15 protein-coding genes and 1 tRNA gene are annotated in these 17120 nt (G+C 69.0%); 11 read left to right on the top strand and 5 right to left on the bottom strand.

From position 1 onward, the window contains the following. The first annotated feature begins 114 nt into the window (after positions 1-114). From sucC to AB0I98_RS35090, 5 genes are all read left to right on the top strand, one after another. The gene (gene sucC / locus AB0I98_RS35070) at positions 115-1245 is read left to right on the top strand and encodes an ADP-forming succinate--CoA ligase subunit beta (RefSeq protein WP_362948992.1); all 1131 of its coding nucleotides are present in this window, start codon (positions 115-117) and stop codon (positions 1243-1245) included. A gap of 11 nt (positions 1246-1256) precedes the next feature. Then, the gene (sucD, locus tag AB0I98_RS35075) at positions 1257-2141 is read left to right on the top strand and encodes a succinate--CoA ligase subunit alpha (RefSeq protein WP_362948994.1); all 885 of its coding nucleotides are present in this window, start codon (positions 1257-1259) and stop codon (positions 2139-2141) included. 110 nt (positions 2142-2251) lie between these two features. Next, complete coding sequence (locus AB0I98_RS35080) at positions 2252-3793, top strand: aldehyde dehydrogenase family protein (protein WP_362948996.1); 1542 nt, start codon at positions 2252-2254, stop codon at positions 3791-3793. A gap of 158 nt (positions 3794-3951) precedes the next feature. After that, positions 3952-4036 (top strand) — tRNA-Leu (locus AB0I98_RS35085). A gap of 747 nt (positions 4037-4783) precedes the next feature. Continuing rightward, the gene (locus AB0I98_RS35090) at positions 4784-5533 is read left to right on the top strand and encodes a ribonuclease BN (protein WP_362948998.1); all 750 of its coding nucleotides are present in this window, start codon (positions 4784-4786) and stop codon (positions 5531-5533) included. Between the two features lies 1 nt (position 5534). On the opposite strand, the gene AB0I98_RS35095 is transcribed toward AB0I98_RS35090, so the two are convergent. After that, positions 5535-6224 (bottom strand): FCD domain-containing protein, encoded by a 690-nt coding sequence (locus AB0I98_RS35095; RefSeq protein WP_362948999.1) that lies wholly within the window; start codon positions 6222-6224, stop codon positions 5535-5537. Positions 6225-6465: 241 nt separating this feature from the next. Here AB0I98_RS35095 and AB0I98_RS35100 point away from each other — a divergent pair, with 241 nt between their 5' ends. The 4 genes from AB0I98_RS35100 (at position 6466) to AB0I98_RS35115 (ending at position 10931) form a co-directional block, all read left to right on the top strand. Beyond that, positions 6466-7707, top strand: coding sequence for an aminotransferase class V-fold PLP-dependent enzyme (locus AB0I98_RS35100; RefSeq protein ID WP_362949001.1), 1242 nt, complete (start codon positions 6466-6468; stop codon positions 7705-7707). Between the two features lie 73 nt (positions 7708-7780). Further along, positions 7781-9085, top strand: coding sequence for a sugar ABC transporter substrate-binding protein (locus AB0I98_RS35105; protein WP_362949003.1), 1305 nt, complete (start codon positions 7781-7783; stop codon positions 9083-9085). Positions 9086-9087: 2 nt separating this feature from the next. Further along, complete coding sequence (locus tag AB0I98_RS35110; RefSeq protein WP_362949005.1) at positions 9088-10098, top strand: sugar ABC transporter permease; 1011 nt, start codon at positions 9088-9090, stop codon at positions 10096-10098. Beyond that, a complete protein-coding gene (locus tag AB0I98_RS35115) occupies positions 10095-10931 on the top strand; it encodes a carbohydrate ABC transporter permease (RefSeq protein WP_362949007.1) in 837 nt (278 codons plus the stop codon). Before AB0I98_RS35110 ends, AB0I98_RS35115 begins: the two co-directional genes overlap by 4 nt. A gap of 51 nt (positions 10932-10982) precedes the next feature. Here AB0I98_RS35115 and AB0I98_RS35120 read toward each other — a convergent pair whose 3' ends face one another. Together AB0I98_RS35120 and AB0I98_RS35125 are read right to left on the bottom strand one after the other, a co-directional pair. Then, positions 10983-11708 (bottom strand): chitinase, encoded by a 726-nt coding sequence (locus AB0I98_RS35120; RefSeq protein ID WP_362949008.1) that lies wholly within the window; start codon positions 11706-11708, stop codon positions 10983-10985. Positions 11709-11759: 51 nt separating this feature from the next. Then, positions 11760-12278 carry a lytic polysaccharide monooxygenase auxiliary activity family 9 protein gene (locus tag AB0I98_RS35125; RefSeq protein WP_362949009.1) on the bottom strand — a complete coding sequence of 173 codons (519 nt, stop codon included), beginning with the start codon at positions 12276-12278 and terminating at the stop codon, positions 11760-11762. A gap of 354 nt (positions 12279-12632) precedes the next feature. On the opposite strand from AB0I98_RS35125, the gene AB0I98_RS35130 reads away from it, so the two are divergent. After that, a complete protein-coding gene (locus tag AB0I98_RS35130) occupies positions 12633-13547 on the top strand; it encodes an oxygenase MpaB family protein (RefSeq protein WP_362949011.1) in 915 nt (304 codons plus the stop codon). Positions 13548-13549: 2 nt separating this feature from the next. Here the strand turns inward: AB0I98_RS35130 and AB0I98_RS35135 are convergent, their stop codons facing one another. After that, positions 13550-15100, bottom strand: coding sequence for a serine/threonine-protein kinase (locus AB0I98_RS35135; RefSeq protein WP_362949013.1), 1551 nt, complete (start codon positions 15098-15100; stop codon positions 13550-13552). Positions 15101-15284: 184 nt separating this feature from the next. Continuing rightward, on the bottom strand, positions 15285-16283 hold the full coding sequence (locus AB0I98_RS35140; protein WP_362949015.1) for a helix-turn-helix domain-containing protein: 999 nt from the start codon (positions 16281-16283) through the stop codon (positions 15285-15287). 157 nt (positions 16284-16440) lie between these two features. On the opposite strand from AB0I98_RS35140, the gene AB0I98_RS35145 reads away from it, so the two are divergent. Further along, complete coding sequence (locus tag AB0I98_RS35145; protein WP_362949017.1) at positions 16441-17070, top strand: hypothetical protein; 630 nt, start codon at positions 16441-16443, stop codon at positions 17068-17070. Positions 17071-17120 lie beyond the last annotated feature (50 nt).

The raw sequence follows: 17120 nt of genomic DNA on the forward strand, positions 1-17120 counted from the left end.
GAGCGCTCTCGTCGTACATTGCATACAGTCGACGAATACTGTATGAAGCTTGTTATCCCGCATCCGATGGGTGGTGTCCAGGGGGCGTGCGGCACTTTTGAGTCAGGAGCCGGAATGGACCTGTACGAGCACCAGGCAAGGGAACTCTTCGAGGAACACGGCATCGTGGTGCCCCGGGCCGAGGTCACCGCCTCGTCCAAGGAGGCGCGCGAGATCGCCCGCAGGCTCGGCGGCCGGGTTGTCGTCAAGGCGCAGGTGAAGACGGGCGGGCGTGGCAAGGCCGGAGGCGTCAAGCTCGCCGCGGACCCGGCCGCCGCAGAGATCACTGCACGTCAGATCCTCGGCATGGACATCAAGGGCCACACGGTCGGCACGGTGATGCTGACCCAACCTGTGGACATCGAGACCGAGTTCTACGTCTCCTACGTCCTCGATCGCGCGGCGGGTCGCTTCCTCGCGATCGCTTCCGCCGAGGGCGGCATGGAGATCGAGGAGGTCGCCGCCACCCGGCCCGAGGCCGTGGCGCGTGTCCCCGTCGACCCGGCCGAGGGCGTCACCTCGGCGAAGGCCGCGCAGATCGCCGAGGCGGCGGGACTGCCGCCGCAGACCGTCGACGTTCTCGTACGGCTGTGGCAGGTGCTGGTCCGGGAGGACGCGGTCCTCGTCGAGGTCAACCCCCTCGTGCGCACCGAACAGGGCCAGATCCTGGCGCTCGACGGCAAGGTCACCCTCGACGACAACGCCCGCTTCCGGCAGGCACGTTGGGGCGACCAGCACGCCGCGCACGACGATCCCCTGGAGGCCGCGGCCGCCGCCAAGGGCCTCAACTACGTCAAGCTGGACGGCGAGGTCGGCATCATCGGCAACGGCGCGGGCCTGGTCATGTCGACGCTCGACGTGGTCGCCGGCTGCGGCGCCCGCCCCGCCAACTTCCTCGACATCGGCGGCGGAGCATCCGCCCAGATCATGGCCGACGGGCTGTCCGTGATCCTCTCCGACCCGGCCGTGAAATCGGTCTTCGTCAACGTCTTCGGCGGGATCACCGCCTGCGACGCGGTGGCCGACGGCATCGTGCAGGCCCTGGACACCGTGCAGTTGACCAAGCCGCTGGTCGTCCGGCTCGACGGCAACAACGCCGTACGCGGGCGCGCGATCCTCGACGAGCGCGCGCACCCCCTGGTCCAGCAGGTCACCACCATGGACGGCGCCGCGGCCAAGGCCGCCGAACTCGCCCACGCAGCCTGAGGAGACGGAACATGGCGATCTACCTCACCAAGGAGAGCAAGGTCCTCGTCCAGGGCATGACGGGCGCCGAGGGCATGAAGCACACCCGGCGCATGCTCGCGGCCGGCACCGATGTCGTCGGCGGCGTCAACCCGCGCAAGGCGGGCCGCACCGTCGACTTCGACGACCGGGCCGTCCCCGTCTTCGGCTCGGTGCGCGAGGGCATGGACGCGACCGGCGCCGACGTCACCGTCGTCTTCGTGCCGCCCGCGTTCGCCAAGGCGGCCGTCATCGAGGCCGCCGACGCCGTGATCGGCCTCGCGGTCGTCATCACCGAGGGCATCCCCGTCCACGACTCCGTCGCCTTCACCGCGTACGCGAAGGCACGCGGCACGCGCATCGTCGGGCCCAACTGCCCCGGCCTGATCACGCCCGGCCAGTCCAACGCGGGCATCATCCCGGCCGACATCACCAAACCGGGCCGCATCGGCCTGGTCTCCAAATCCGGCACGCTCACCTACCAACTCATGTACGAACTCCGCGACATCGGCTTCTCGACCTGCGTGGGCATCGGCGGCGACCCGGTGATCGGGACGACCCACATCGACTGCCTCGCCGCCTTCGAGGACGACCCCGACACCGAAGTGATCGTCCTCATCGGGGAGATCGGCGGCGACGCGGAGGAACGCGCGGCCGCGTACATCCGCGAGCACGTCACCAAGCCGGTCGTCGGCTACATCGCCGGCTTCACGGCACCCGAGGGCAAGACCATGGGCCACGCCGGCGCGATCGTGTCCGGATCGTCGGGTACGGCGGCGGCGAAGAGGGAGGCACTGGAGGCGGCGGGCGTCGGGGTGGGAAGCACGCCGACCGAGACGGCGCAACAGGTACTCGCCGTACTGGGGGAGCCGAGGTGACGTCACTCATAGTTGACATCGGGTGACTTTCAGGAGTTTTCGCGCCTCGCAAGCGTCCCCGTAGCCATTCACCTACCGCCCCCGACTGTGCACCGAGAGCGGAGCAACCCATGGCAACCACCCTCACCCTCAAATCAGGCACCTCCTGGACCGACGCCTGGCAGCGCTGCCTGAGCGTCGCCCCCGAGGCCTTCCGGGACGACCGCGTCCTCAACCTCTGGAACTCCTCCTGGCAGGCGGACGGTCGGGCCCTGCCCGCCACCAGCCCCGTCGACGGCAGCCCGATCGCCGGCCCGCCACGTCTGGATCGCACCACCGCCCACCAGGCCGTACGCGCCTCACTCGACCAGCACCGCGCCTGGCGCCACATTCCCCTGGACGAGCGTCGCGCCCGCGTCGCCGCCACCCTCGACGCCCTCACCGCCCACCGCGAACTGCTCGCGCTTCTGCTCGTCTGGGAGATCGGCAAGCCCTGGCGGCTCGCGCAGGCGGACGTCGACCGGGCGATCGACGGCGTGCGCTGGTACGTCGACGGCATCGAGCCGATGGTCGAGGGCCGCGCCCCGCTGGACGGCCCGGTGTCCAACATCGCGAGCTGGAACTACCCGATGAGCGTGCTCGTTCACGCAGTACTGGTACAGGCACTGGCAGGCAACGCGGTCATCGCCAAGACCCCGACCGACGGCGGTGTCGCCTGTCTGACCCTGGCCTGTGCGCTGGCCGCCCGCGAAGGGATCCCCGTCACCCTCGTCAGCGGCAGCGGAGGCGAGCTGTCCGAGGCGCTGGTGCGGGCGCCCGAGGTCGGCTGCGTCTCCTTCGTCGGCGGCCGCGACACCGGCGCCGCGGTGGCCACCGCCGTCGCCGACCTCGGCAAGCGACACATACTCGAACAGGAAGGACTCAACACCTGGGGCATCTGGAACTACACGGACTGGGACGCGCTCACGTCCGTCGTCCCCAAGCTCTTCGACTACGGCAAGCAGCGCTGCACGGCGTACCCGCGCTTCGTCGTCCAGCGCGAGCTGTTCGACGAGTTCCTGGCGGCGTACCTCCCGGCGGTCCGTACGCTGCGCATCGGCCACCCGCTCGCGGTCGAGCAGCGGGACGACCCGTACCCGCAGCTGGACTTCGGGCCGCTGATCAACGCGGCGAAGGCCAAGGAACTCCAGGACCAGGTCGCCGAGGCCACCGACCGCGGCGCCGTACCCCTGCACCGAGGCAAGCTGTCCGACGCCCGCTTCCTGCCCGGCCAGGACACGTCCGCGTACGTCCACCCGGTCACGCTCCTCAACCCGCCCCCGTCCTCCCCGCTGCACCACGCGGAACCGTTCGGCCCGGTCGACACCATCGTCCTGGTCGACACGGAGGCGGAGCTCCTGGCCGCGATGAACGCCTCGAACGGCGCGCTGGTGGCCACGCTGTCCACGGACGACCGGACGACCTTCGACCGGCTCGCCCCCCAGATCCGCGCCTTCAAGGTCGGCCACGGCAAACCTCGCTCCCGCGGCGACCGTGACGAGCTCTTCGGCGGCTTCGGCGCGTCCTGGCGGGGCGCGTTCGTCGGCGGCGAGCTGCTGGTGCGGGCGGTGACGCAGGGGCAGGCGGGGGAGCGGCTGCCCGGGAACTTCCCCGAGTACCAGCTCATGCCGTAACCGACCGATCACTCATGGTGAGAGGCCCGGCAGGGGCACGCGCCCGCCCTCCGGCCGGGTCTCACACCGCGGATATGCAGGTGAAGGGCACTGCCAAACCTTGGTATTGTTGTCCGTGTCGCCGCGGGGAACACCCCCGTCAAGGCGGCAGACACCTAGTCCGGGTGGCGGAATGGCAGACGCGCTAGCTTGAGGTGCTAGTGCCCTTTATCGGGCGTGGGGGTTCAAGTCCCCCCTCGGACACTTCCTTTACACACACGAATGGTGCTGGCTGTGTTTCGGCCAGCACCATGTGTGTTTCATGGTCGTAGGTCAGGCGTAGTCCGAGTTGGCGGTACAACTCCGCCTTGCGCTCAGGTTCCGTGTTGCGGAGAAGTGACAGCAGGCCGCGGAGGCCCTCGACGGTGCGGCGGGTCTCGTCGCGGTCTCCGGCCGTGACCGCCCCGAGGTGGTTCATGGACCAGCGAGCCCGGAACCAGTCGTTCACGGTGCATGTGCTGCCAGTAATCGTGCCGCTCCCTCGCCGCGACGTCAGCGGTGCAGAACTGCTCACTCACCGCCCTCTCCCTTCGTCGTCCGATGCGAGGAAAGCGGCTGTGAGTCTGAGATTAGTCAGTGGGTCGCGCATCCGGAGCCGACGGAGCACGCTGGAAGCAGCCGCTCGCGATGTACGAGCCCGCCCGGTGCGGGACGAGAACGCCGGTGCACGGGAACAGGACGAGGTGACCACGCATGCGCCACGCGGTCGTGTCGCCACTCCAGCAGGCTTGTCGCGGCTCCCTCGGTGACCCGTCTCAGTCATCCGGCTCACCGGGCCCCCGGGACTCCTCCGGGGCGCCTGAGTCTCCGGGTTCCCCGGCCCACGACCAGCCCGACACGAAGGGGAATGACTCGCGGAGCCGCACCCGCACTCATCGGTCGAGGGAAGTGGGCCGCTTCTTCCACGCCAGAGGTACGCGCGTATGGCGGCGCGCCAGGGAAGTGGAGCTGATGCACCGGGCCATGGGCTTCGCGGCCCTCGGACTGGTGACGATCGCCCCGCTGCTGATCGTCGTCGCGGCGGCCCCGATCCAGGAACGAGGCTTCGCCCTGTGGGTCGTGGACGGCATGGGGCTCTCCGGGCGCTCCGCCGACGCCGTGCAGGACCTCTTCGCCGCACCCCGCAAGGTCCTCAGCACGATCAGCGTCCTGAGCGTGGTGCTGCTCGCGCTCTTCGGCGTGCCGTTCGCGGGCAGTGTCCAGACCGGCTACGAAAAGGTGTGGGACCTGGCGGCCGGGCGCTGGCACACCGTATGGCGACGCGTGGTGTGGCTGGTCGTGCTGACGGCCTACCTCTTCGCCGAAGCGCAGAGCGGGGCCGCCCTGGGACCGGGAACCCTGCGGTCATGGGCGCGGATCGCGCTGAGCACGCTGCTCGGCGTGCTCTTCTTCTGGTGGGGGCAGCGCTTCCTGCTGGGCGGCCGGATCCCCTGGCGCGCTCTCCTGCCGGGCGCCATTGCCACGATGGTGGGCCTGGGCGGCCTGCGTCTGTTCTCCTCCCTGGTCTTCTCCCCGCTGATCGTGAGCAACGCGGACTCGTACGGTTCGGTCGGCACCGTCCTGATCGTTACGTCCTGGCTCGTCGGTGTCGGCTTCGTCGTCTTCGGCGGCGCGCTCATCGGCCGCTACTGGTACCTCCACGAACCGCACCACATCCCGCACCCGCACCCTCACCCCCGCTCCCGCTCCAGAAAGGGCTGAATCACACTTCCTCGACGGGAGGCATGAAGGCCCGCAGCCACCGCTCCGTCTGTGCGACGTGGGCCTGTGCGGCGCCGGCCGCGGCGACGGGGTCGTGGTCGGCGATGGCGGTGGCCAGGTTGCGGTGGTCGGCGTCGCTCTTGCGGCGCAGCTCCGGGCCCTCGGGGAGGGTGAAGACCTGGTACTTGCGGGAGCGGGCGCGGAAGACGGACAGCAGGGAGGCCAGGGTGGGGTTGCCGCCGATCCGGGCGATCTCGGCGTGGAAGCGGTGGTCGAGCTCGGAGGCCTTGGTCGGGTCGGCGGTGGCCTCCATGGCCTCGATGAGGGAGAAGAGCGTCTCCACGGACTCCGGTGTGCAGCGCGCCGCGGCCTGCGCCGCGACATGGGCCTCCAGTACCCGCCGGATCTCGTACACCTCCAACAGGCCGGTCAGCGGCAGGAGTTCGAGGGTCAGCGAGAGGCTGCCGATGACGTCCTCCGGTCTGAGCTGGGAGACGTAGGTGCCGGAGCCGTGCCGCGGTTCGACCACGCCCAGGGCCGCGAGCATCCGTACGGCCTCGCGCAACGACCCCCGGGAGACGCCGAGTTCCTCGCAGAGGTCCCCTTCGGGCGGCATGCGCTCACCCGCGCCGAGGCGTCCCGTGGCGATCATGTGCCGTAGGCCGTGGAACGCCTTGTCGACTGCGGACATCCGACTCCTCCCGTGACCCTGACGGGTCGGCGGCGTCCGGACCCTCCCGGAACTGTACCGAGTCGCCGGATCGTGAGTCATCAGATGTCTTGTGCGTATCGACCCTGAGTCATCTGATGACTATCGCTGTTCGACCCCTTGATTGCGGGAAAACCGCCTGCCAGGATGCCGAGTCATCATACGTGTCCTGGCGGGTGTCCGATGGCCTGCCATGGCGTCCGTCCGGCAGATGTGGAGTCATGTGAGCGAGACCGAGGTCACCACAGCCCCGCGCCCGCTGCTGCTGGCCGACGGCCGGCCCGCCGCCGGGGCCTGGTCGCTGGACCCCGCGATGAAGCACCTGAACCATGGCTCGTTCGGGGCGGTCCCCCTGGTGGCGCAGGAGCGGCAGAGCCGGCTGCGCGCGGAGATGGACCGATCTCCGGTGGTGTGGTTCCCGGCGCTGCCGCAGCGGATCGCCGCCACCCGGGTCGAGCTCGCCGCCTTCCTGCGGGTCGCCCCCGACGACCTCGCCCTGGTGCCCAACGCGAGCGCCGGTGTCAGCGTCGTGTACGCCGGCCTCTCCCGCCGCCGCGGTGGCGAGATCGTCGTCACCGATCACGGCTACGGGGCCGTGACCATGGGCGCCGAACGGCTGGCCCGCCGCTGGGGCGGCCGGGTGCGCACCGCCCGGGTGCCGCTGGACGCGGACGAGGAGCAGGCGTACGAAGCCGTCACCGCCGAGTGGAGCGAGGCCACCGACCTCGTCGTCCTCGACCACATCACCTCGGCGACCGCACGCCGGATGCCGGTGGAACGGATCGGCGCGGAGGCCCGGCGGCGCGGCATCCCGCTGCTCGTGGACGGCGCGCACGTCCCCGGTCTGATCGCCGCCCCCCTCGACGGCGTGACGTGCGACTTCTGGGTCGGCAACCTGCACAAGTGGGGCTGCGCACCGCGCGGCACCGCCGCCCTGGTCGCCCGCGGAGCGCTGCGCGAGCAGCTCTACCCACTGATCGACTCGTGGGGCGCCGCCGATCCGTATCCCGACCGCTTCGACCAACAGGGCACGGTGGACGTCACCGGCTATCTGGCGGCGCCCACGGCACTGGACTTCATCGAACGCACCTGGGGCTGGGGTACCGCCCGCCGGTACATGGACGACCTGGTCGGCTACGGCGAGCGCGTCGTCGGCGCCGCCTTCACCGAGCTGACCGGCGTCTCCGGTGCCGTCGACGTGGGCATGCCGGTTCCCGGCATGCGGCTGGTGCGGCTGCCCGCGGGGCTGGCCGGCAGCCGCGTCGAGGCCGACGCGCTGCGCGACCGGGCGGCCCGGGAACTGGGCGTCGAGACGGCCTTCACCAGCTTCGGCGGCGTCGGCTACCTACGGCTGTCCGCCCACGTGTACAACACCGCGGCCGACTACGAGTACTTCGCCGAGGCCTGCGTCCCCGTCCTCGGCGAGTGGGCCCGCGCGGCCCGCGAACAGCCCGGCGCGTCGTAGGCGGCGCGCCCCCCCAACCCCCGTCCCCGAAGCCGCTGCCAGCGCGGCCGTATCCAAGGAAGAGGTCGGCACGATGAGAACAAGGACGGCAGCTCTCGCCCTCGGCACAGCCGGCGCGTTGGTCCTGTCCGGCTGCTCCGCCATGAGTGGTGGTTCGGCCGGCGGAACCGTCACTCTCAACATGGTCGAGAGCCTGACGAACCCCGCCCGCACGGACCTGCTGAAGGGCCTCATAGCGGACTTCGAGCAGCAGAACCCCAAGATCAAGGTCAATCTGATCTCGCCGCCCACCGAGCAGGCCGACCAGAAGATCCAGCAGATGCTCCAGTCCGGCAGCGGCGTGGACACCCTCGAGGTGCGGGACACCACCGTGGGCCCGTGGTCGAACAACGGCTGGCTCTACGACATGAAGAAGGACCTGGGGCCCTGGAAGGGCTGGCAGGCCATGACGGAGAACGCCGTCAAGGCCTCCGAGAACGCCGACGGCAAGACCTACTTCGTCCCGTACGGCTTCTACGGCCTGAGCGTCTTCTACCGCACCGACCTGATCAAGGAGGCCGGCTTCAGCAAGCCGCCAGCCACCTGGGAGGAACTGCTGACGCAGGCCTCCGCCATCCACGACCCGGCGAAGCGCCGCTACGGATACGCCTTCCGCGGCGGGGCCAACGCCAACGGCAACGCCACCGCCGTCATCGAGGCGTACGTCGCCGACGAGATCGACCCCGCCGACGGCTTCAAGCTCAAGGACGGCAGTACGATCTTCTCCGCGCCCGAGGCCCTCGACGCGATGGAGACCTATCTCAAGCTCTTCAAGCAGGCGTCCCCGAAGTCGTCGGTGTCCTGGGGCTACCCGGAGATGGTCGAGGGCTTCTCCAACGGCTCCACGGCCTTCCTGCTCCAGGATCCCGAAGTGATCGCCACGGTCTCGGAGTCCAAGGCGATCACGAAGGACCAGTGGGACACGGCCCCGCTGGTGGCGGGCCCCAGCGGCAAGACCGTCCAGCCGCTGGCCACCGCCGGGTGGGGTGTCGCGGACGGCAGCAAGCACAAGGCCGAGGCCGTCAAACTGGTCGAGTTCCTCTCCGAGGGCGAGGCGTCGACGACCTTCACCAAGAAGAACAGCCTGGTGCCGATCCTCAAGTCGGCGACCGAGGACCCGTTCTACAAGACCGGCCCTTGGTCCAGCTACGTCACCATGACGGAGCACCCGGAGAAGTACCTCAACGTCAGCCAGCCGCGCGGCGTCGCCTGGTGGACCGAGTGGCAGCAGAAGGCCGACGCCGACGTGCAGAAGATGGTGCTCGGCAAGACGACGCCCAAGGAACTGCTGGCCGGCTGGGACGCGTACTGGACCGAGAAGCGGCAGCAGGAGCAGTAGGCATGTCCACCGCGTCCGAAGCGACGAGTACCACGGAAGCGACGAAAACGGCGTCGGCGCGCTCCTCCCGGAACCGGAAGGGGGGCGCCCCGCCCGCCCGCGGCGCGCAACGGGGCCGCCGCAAGCCGGAGTTCACCTCCCGCCGCGGCCTGCTCATCGCCGCTTTCATGGCCCCGGCCGCGATCTTCGTGGCGGTCTTCACGTACTACCCCATGATCGCCGGCAGTCAGATGGCCTTCCGTCACTGGAATCTGACGGATCTGTCCGACACCTCCTGGGTGGGCCTGAAGAACTTCCGCGACGTCTTCGCCGACCCCGCCTGGGGCACCGTGCTCGGCAACACCGGTGTCTGGGTGTTCGGTTCGATCGTGCCCCAACTGGTGATCGGCTTCGCCCTCGCCCTGTGGCTGCGCAGGAAGTTCCGCTTCCGTGGCCTCTACCAGGCGCTGGTCTTCTTCCCCTGGGCGATCTCCGGATTCCTCATCGGCATCCTGTTCCGCTGGCTGTTCAACAGCGAGTTCGGCGTCGTCAACGACCTGCTGCAGAAGGCGGGACTGATCGACGAGCCGGTCGCCTGGCTGGCCGACCCGAAGACGGCGATGTTCGCCGTCGTGGTCGCCAACGTCTGGTACGGGGTCACCTTCTTCACGATCATGATCCTGGCCGCGCTGCAGTCCATCCCCGAGGAGCTGTACGAGGCGGCGGCGCTCGACGGCGCCGGCAAGGTGCGCACGCTGTTCCAGATCACGATCCCGTACATCAGGGTCACGCTCGCGCTGACCGTGCTGCTGCGCGTCATCTGGATCTTCAACTTCCCCGACCTGATCTTCGGGATGACCGGCGGCGGGCCCAACAACGAGACGCACATCGTGACCACTTGGATGATCAAGATCACCCAGCAGGGCGACTACGGCAGGGCCTCCGCGCTCGGCCTCATCGTGGTCGCCACGCTTCTGGTGTTCGCGGTCTTCTTCCTTCTGGCCACGCGCGAGAAGCGAGAGGTGAAGCCGTGATCGGCAAGGAGTCCACGGCCGGCCGGGCCACCAAGTTCACCTTCCTCGGGCTGTGGCTCGTCTTCACCGTCTTCCCGCTCTACTGGATCACCATCACGTCGCTGAAGGCGCCCGGTGACATCTTCGCCTTCCCGATCGCCTACTGGCCCGAGCAGTTCTCACTGGAGAACTACAGCGGGCTGTTCGGCAAGGCCGACTTCGGCGTCTACCTCACCAACAGCCTCATCGTCGCGACCGTCGCGGGTGCGGTGGCCACGGTGATCTCGATGCTGTCGGCGTATGTGCTGGCCCGCTTCGAGTTCCGTACCAAGTCAGCGCTGCTGATGGCCGCGTTGGTCACCCAGATGATCCCGACCTTCATCGCGCTGGGGCCGCTGTACCTGCTGATGACCGACCTCAAGCTGGTCGACAACCGGCTCGGGTTGATCCTCGTCTACATCGCCGTCTGCATCCCGTTCTGCACGGTGATGCTCCGCGGCTTCTTCGAGAACATCCCGGACGCGCTGGAGGAGGCGGCCATGATCGACGGCCTCTCCCGGTTCGGGGCGCTGTTCCGGGTGCTGCTGCCGGTGATGCGTCCCGGGATCGTGGCCGCGTTCATCTTCAACTTCGTCAACTGCTGGAACGAGCTGTTCCTGTCGGTGACGCTGATGAACAGCGACAGCAACAAGACCGTGCCCACGGCCCTGAACGGGTTCATCTCCAGCTTCAACATCGACTGGGGCTCGATGTCCGCGGCGGCGGTCCTCACCATTCTGCCCACGATGGTTCTGTTCGCCTTCGCCAGCCGCCACATCGTCCAGGGGCTCACCGCCGGCGCGGTGAAGGGCTGAGGGACCGCGCCCCGCCCGCGAGGCGGGGCGCGATTCCCGACGGGGCGGGCGTCAGCAGCTGAGGTTGCCGCCCGGGTCCACGCCCAGGATCTGCGTGAACTGCTGGTACTTGTCGATGCGGCTCTGGACCTGCGACGGGTTTCCGCCGTTGCACTCCAGGCTGCCGTTGATGCTGCGGATGGTCTCGCCGAATCCGGCGCTGTTGACCATGGCGTTGTGCGGTGTCATGGTCCCGGGCCCGGTCTGCGTGTTCCAGTACCAGAGCCCGGTCTTCCAGGACACGGCGGAGTCGTTCTGCACCAGGTCGGGGTTGCCCAGCAGATCGATGCCCAGGGCGTCGCCCGCCGCCTTGTAGTTGAAGTTCCAGCTCAGCTGGATCGGACCACGGCCGTAGTACTTGTCGTGGCCCGCGGGGCAGCCGTAGGGCTGGCTCGTGTCGCAGTAGTGCGGGTAGTTGGCCTGGTTCTGCTCGACGATGTGGACCAGGCCGCCCGTCTCATGGCTGACGTTCGCCAGGAAGGCCGCGGCCTCTTGCTTGCGCACGGTGTCGCTGCCGGTCGTGGTGAAACCGGGGTAGGCGCTCAGCGCGGCTGTGAGACCGCTGTACGTGTAGAAGGAGTTCCGGTTCGGGAACATCTGGTTGAACTGGCTCTCACTGACGACGAAATCGGCGGCTGCCGTCGTCTTCTGCGCCAGGGCCTGCGGGGCGAGGGTCGCAAAGGAGAGCAGGGTTGCCGCACCGGTCGCGGTCAGCAGCCCGAGCGTACGTCGACGCATGGGGGAATCACTCCATGGATCAGGGTGCGAGAGAGCGTGCGAACTGCCGCTTCAGCTGCCGACGTTGACGTCGATGCAGGCGTAGAAGGCGTTGGAGGTGTCGGCGATGTTCCAGACGGCGAGCACCTTCTGCGGGCCGGTGAGACCGCCGAAGCTCACCTGGTGGGTGACCGTCGCGCCGGGCTGGGCGCCGTTGTCGTTGAACTCGGCGATCTTCTGGCCGCCGGCGAAGTACTGCCAGGTGCTGGTGGAGTGACGCGCCGTCAGGTTCCACTGGAACTCGGTGGTGCTGCTCACCGGAGTGACCTTCCAGCCCTTGCCGTCGTCGTCGAGCTCGGCGAAGCGGGAGTTGCCGCCACTGCAGCTGGTCAGCCCCTTCGGGCCCTCGACGCTCTGCGGCTCGTACGTGATGTCGCCACAGCTGACCGTCCCGGCGGCACACTGCGCCTGCCTGCTGGGCGGGTTGGAGATGTAGCCGTGTGCGCTCGCGGAGGACGCGGGCAGGCTCACCGCGATCACCGGGGCGAGCGCCGCGCCGATGAGCAGGGCCGTCTTCTTCCTTGCGTGCATGTTCTCTCCTTCACTGGAAGCCGTCCCGCGGAGGTACGGGGTTGTGGGGAACCCGGTACGGCGGGTCGGCTTCTCATGGGTGGGGGACCAGGAATGCGAAGGGCGGCAGCACGAATCCCGTATGCAGACGCGACGGGGTACACCCGTCCGGACGGGCCGCGCTCCTTGGACTAGACCATACCGGTGGGCGTGGACGCGTCAAGAGTGTTGCGTGAGACGGAAGTTGAGAAGGCGGTCCGCCTGTGGCTGGCGCCGATGTCCCGTCGCGATGGCGCCGCGGTACAAGAGTGCGCCGCGTCCATCTACCTAGGGTGAGCGCCACATCCCGAAGGCCACGCCCTGGAGGAACCGACCTTGCGCCGTGGGTACAAGTGGGTGGACCGCGAACTGGCCCGGATGGATCCGGAGACCGAGTGGGAGCGGATGATCTCGCTCTACGTCAACCACCGGGTTCCCGAGTTCGCCCTGGCGATGATGATCTATCCGGGCACCATGCACATGATGCAGCCGGGCATCGGGGCAGCCACGCTGGACCACACAGGAAAGCTGGAGACGAAGCCGCACCGGCGCTTCCAGGACGGCAACGACTTCCTCGTGGCCTGGATGGTCGATGGCGTGTCCAGCGAGGCGGGCCGCAAAGCCGCCGAGCGGCTGAATCGCATCCATATGGCCGTCGCCAGAAGGACCCCGCACCTGCCCGGCAACTTCGACGACATCGACGACTTCGTCTACGCGTTGGTCCTGCTGGCCACCTTCGCCCACCGGCTCCAGACCTCGCTGGGCCTGCCCGGCATGCCCGAGCACATGAAAGGCGCCTGGCACCACTGGGCGCAGGCCGTCTTCCGCCTCCTGGAACGCGAATCCGGTCCACTGGCCGGGGAGGCCTTCCCCGAGGACTGGAACGCGATGGAGGAGTTCGCCCGGAGCTTCGACTCCCGGCCGTTCGAACCGACCGAGTCCGGCCACCGTGTTGCCACCGCCATGATGTACTTCTTCGCCGAGCGCTGGTTCCCGGCTCCGCTCCGTGCCTTCGGTCGTGATCTGACCCGCTACCTCGCCGGAGAGCGGGTCTGCCGTCTGCACCGGATCGGCTGGATCGGCCCTGGCCGCGAGCGATTCATTCGCCTGTTCCTCAAGGCCCTGTTCCACGCCCAACGCATACTTCCCGATGCCCGCACACCGCTGACCGAGCGCCTCCGACGGACCCGGCGCACCAACGCCCAGCTCAAGGACTTGGAGCCTTACCGGGCCCCGACGAAGATTCCCTGATCTCAAGGTTGGTGCGTGACGCTCACCCGTACGGTCAGCGTGCCCCTGTTGTCCTGGAGGCAGCCCTCGCCGTCATTGATCGACAGTTGCAGGGTGCCGTTCCTGGCCGCCTGGAACGACAGCTTCCGTCCGACGACGTGGACGGGAGCGTCCTGCCCACCCGAGAGGCGTGCCAGCAGGGTGCCGAATGGCGCCGTGGGCTTGATCTTGCAGTCCTTCGCCCCGTCCAGCGACCTGTCGATCTCCGCGTTGTAACCGGCCGGCCCGGTCACGGGGATGTTCCGGTAGTCGACCGTCCACTCTCCCGAAGCGAACCGCACGCTGACCCGGTCTCCCCGCTGGACGGACACCCCGGAAACCCCCTGCCAGCCGGTGGTGGACTGGACAACCCGACTGACGGTCTTCGTCTTCGGGTCCTCCTTGAGCGGGAGCACCCCGGTGAGGAAAAGCCCGCCGCCCACGCCGGCCGCCAGCACCGCCGTACCGACCATGGCCCATAACAGCCGCTTGGGGCCCCTCGATCGGGACGACTGCTGATACGGGGGTCTGAGTGACGTGGTGTGCAGCGCCGTCGGCCCGGTCCCCCCGGCTGGGACGAGGCGCCCCTGGCCACTGGTCACCGTGTCCGCGTCGGTCAACGGAGCCGAGGGCCGGAGCACGCGCACGGTCGGCGTCGGCAGTGAGCCGGCGTCCGCTTCCCCCGCAGCGACACGCCACAGAGCGGGACGCGCACCCGCCGCCGAAAGACGCTCGTCCGGGGACTTGCGCAGCAGCGCCTCGACGACCGGGAGCAACGGGCCGAGCCGCTGCGACAGGACGGGCTCCTCGTACGCCACCGCGTGCAGGGTCGCGGGCCGCGCCGGCCGGCGGAACGGGGACTGCTCGCCGCAGACCGTGGCGAGGGTCGCGCCCAGCGACCACAGGTCGGACGCCGGGCCGACCTCCGATCCCATCACCCGCTCGGGCGCCATGAACTCGAGGGAGCCGACCAGTTCACCGGTGGTCGTCAGCAACTCGCCGTCGTCCAGGGCCGCGATGCCGAAGTCCGTGAGGACCGCGTTGCCGTCGCGGCGCAGCAGGACGTTGGCGGGTTTCACGTCCCGGTGCAGGGTGCCGGCCGCGTGTACGGCCGTGAGCGCGTCGAGCAGTTGCAGACCGAGGGCGGCCGCGTGCTGTGGTGTGAGCGGTCCGGTCTCGGCGATCTGGTGGGCGAGTGACGGCCCTTCGACGAGTTCCATGACGATCCACAGCCGGTCCTCGGCCTCGACCAGGTCGTGGATGCCCACCACATGCGGGTGCGGCACCCGGGCGACCGCGCGAGCCTCCCGGATCGCGCGGCGCACCCGTATGCGGTGCTCCTCGTCGCCGTGGGTGAGGATGTGGAGTTCCTTGGCCGCGACCGGGCGATCCAGCAACTGGTCGTGGGCCCGCCAGACCGTGCCCATGCCGCCTCTGCCCAGGATGTCGTGGAGCAGATATCGACCGGCGATCAGCCGTCCTGAGCCGCGTTGCGAATGTGTCGCCGCCTGATGATCGCCGTCTCCCGATATCACGCGCTCTCACGTTTCCTTCCCGGCGGTTCGGTCACACGCCGGTCGTCGTTCGCTTGAACTTTGAACGGGGCTGAGCATAGCGGAGCGCATAGTGGCCGGAGGCTGGTCCGGTGCGTTTGCGGCCAGTCGTCGAGCGATGTCATCCGGGGGTTGATCCGAGTCTTGTCCAGGGTGCATCGTCGACTCAATCAGCGGTTCGGACGGGCCGACGTCCGGTCGAGCGGGCGTACTCGGTGGGTGTCTGGCCGTAGCGCTTCTTGAAGGCGCGGATGAAGTGGCTGCTGTCGGCGAAGTGCCAGTGGGCGGCGAGTTCCGAGACGCTCGGTCGGCCGGACGGCGCGGTGAGCGCGAGCCGGGCCTCTTCCAGCCGCCGGTGCCGGATGTAGGCGCTCACCGAGTCATCCGCCGCGGCGAACGCCCGCTGCAACGTGCGTACGGAGACGTTGAGTTCACGTGCCAGCATCGCCGCGGACAGCTCGGGATCGGCGAGATGGCTGTCCGCGAGGTCTTTCGCGGCCTGGGCGAGCGCCGGAGCCAGCCTGGGTTCCACGTCGTCGAACCGGCGTACCGCCACCGCCTTGGCCAGCTCGATCAGAGTGCTGTGGGCGGCGTGCACACCGGCCGGACCGAGGTCGGCGATGGTGGCGTGGAGCATGTTCGTGTGGGCCACCAGCAGGCGCACCTCGGCCGAGTCCGTCGGCCCCGTGATGCCGCGGTCCCCGAGCAGGGGTGTGAGCGCACCGGAGAGCAGAGTGAGGATCTTCGCCGTGGTGTACGGCGGCGCCTCGAAGGACGAGGGCCGCTCGAAGCGCCGGATGAGGAACTGCCCGGCCGATACGGTCTGTTCGCCGCGGTGGAGTGGGCCGCCCACAGTCCATGCGCCGCGCCGCACCACGTACATCCTTACGTGATCCCTGTGGTTGTGCCGGCCGCCCGAAGTCCGGATCGCCGACGCGCCATGGAGATCGAGGATTCCCACGTCGCGCACCCTGGCGACGCGGCTCCTGACCCGGAAGTCACCCGTCGTGGCCGGGCTGAAGGTCGGCATCGGCCAACCATCGCCGAGCTGTGTCCGCCACCCGCGCCGGAAGGCGTCCAATCCGCGCGGTGCGGAGCCCGGGCCGGTGGAGTCCAGAAAGAACGCCCCACGCGCCCCGTCGACCTCAGCTCCCGTGCTGTCCATCGCCGGCCGATCCCCTCGTACTCCTTGCTTTCCTTACTCCGACGCTGACTTGTGGCGCTCAGGTTCCGCCCGTGGCCAGCGAGGCATTGGTTTCTCGGAGTCCCTGACGGACGAAAAGCGTTGGCCGATCCTCCTCACGCTTCCTACGCTCGGCGGCGTGAGTACGGAGATCTACGGCTGTATCGAGATCCGGCATCCGCACGCCGACGACGACTGGTACGACGACGAACCGTGGCTGTACGCCATGGACTTGTCCCCGCTGTATCTCGGCAACGACTACGCGGCACTCGCCTGTCTCTTCGGTGTGCGCAACTACGCCGGCTGGGAGCCGGTCGCCCCCGATCGAGGGCTGCCGACAGATGTCTCGGCCCAGGTCCGCGGCGACTTCGAGCACTGGTCCGCCCTCGACGCCGCCCTCCACGGTGCCACCTGGGTCACCTGGCGGGAACTCGAAGCCGTGGACATGGACGGCGTTCCGCCGGGAGCACACGGGCGTCTTCGGGTTCAGGACAGCGCGGTGCCGGCCCTCATACGGGAGTACTGGGTTCGGGACGACTGGCCCGCGGGGATCGTCGACCGCTTCGGTGAGTTGCCGTTCGGGAGCACCCCGGCGACCGCTCGGCCCGGAACCTGGACGGCGGACGGCGCGCACCTCGACTTCCACCGTGTCACCCGCGAAGACGTCATCGGCCCCGGCAGCGGCTGGGAGCATGTCTTCGCCGTGATGAAGGCCATGGCAGGGCGGTTCGGCCCTGACGGCGTCCGGCTGGTGGCGTACTTCGACTGATGGACACGGCGTCTCGGGACGGTCACTGCCGCGGGGGCCAGAGCTGGAGT

Source organism: Streptomyces sp. NPDC050211 (assembly GCF_040656035.1).
Taxonomy (GTDB): domain Bacteria; phylum Actinomycetota; class Actinomycetes; order Streptomycetales; family Streptomycetaceae; genus Streptomyces.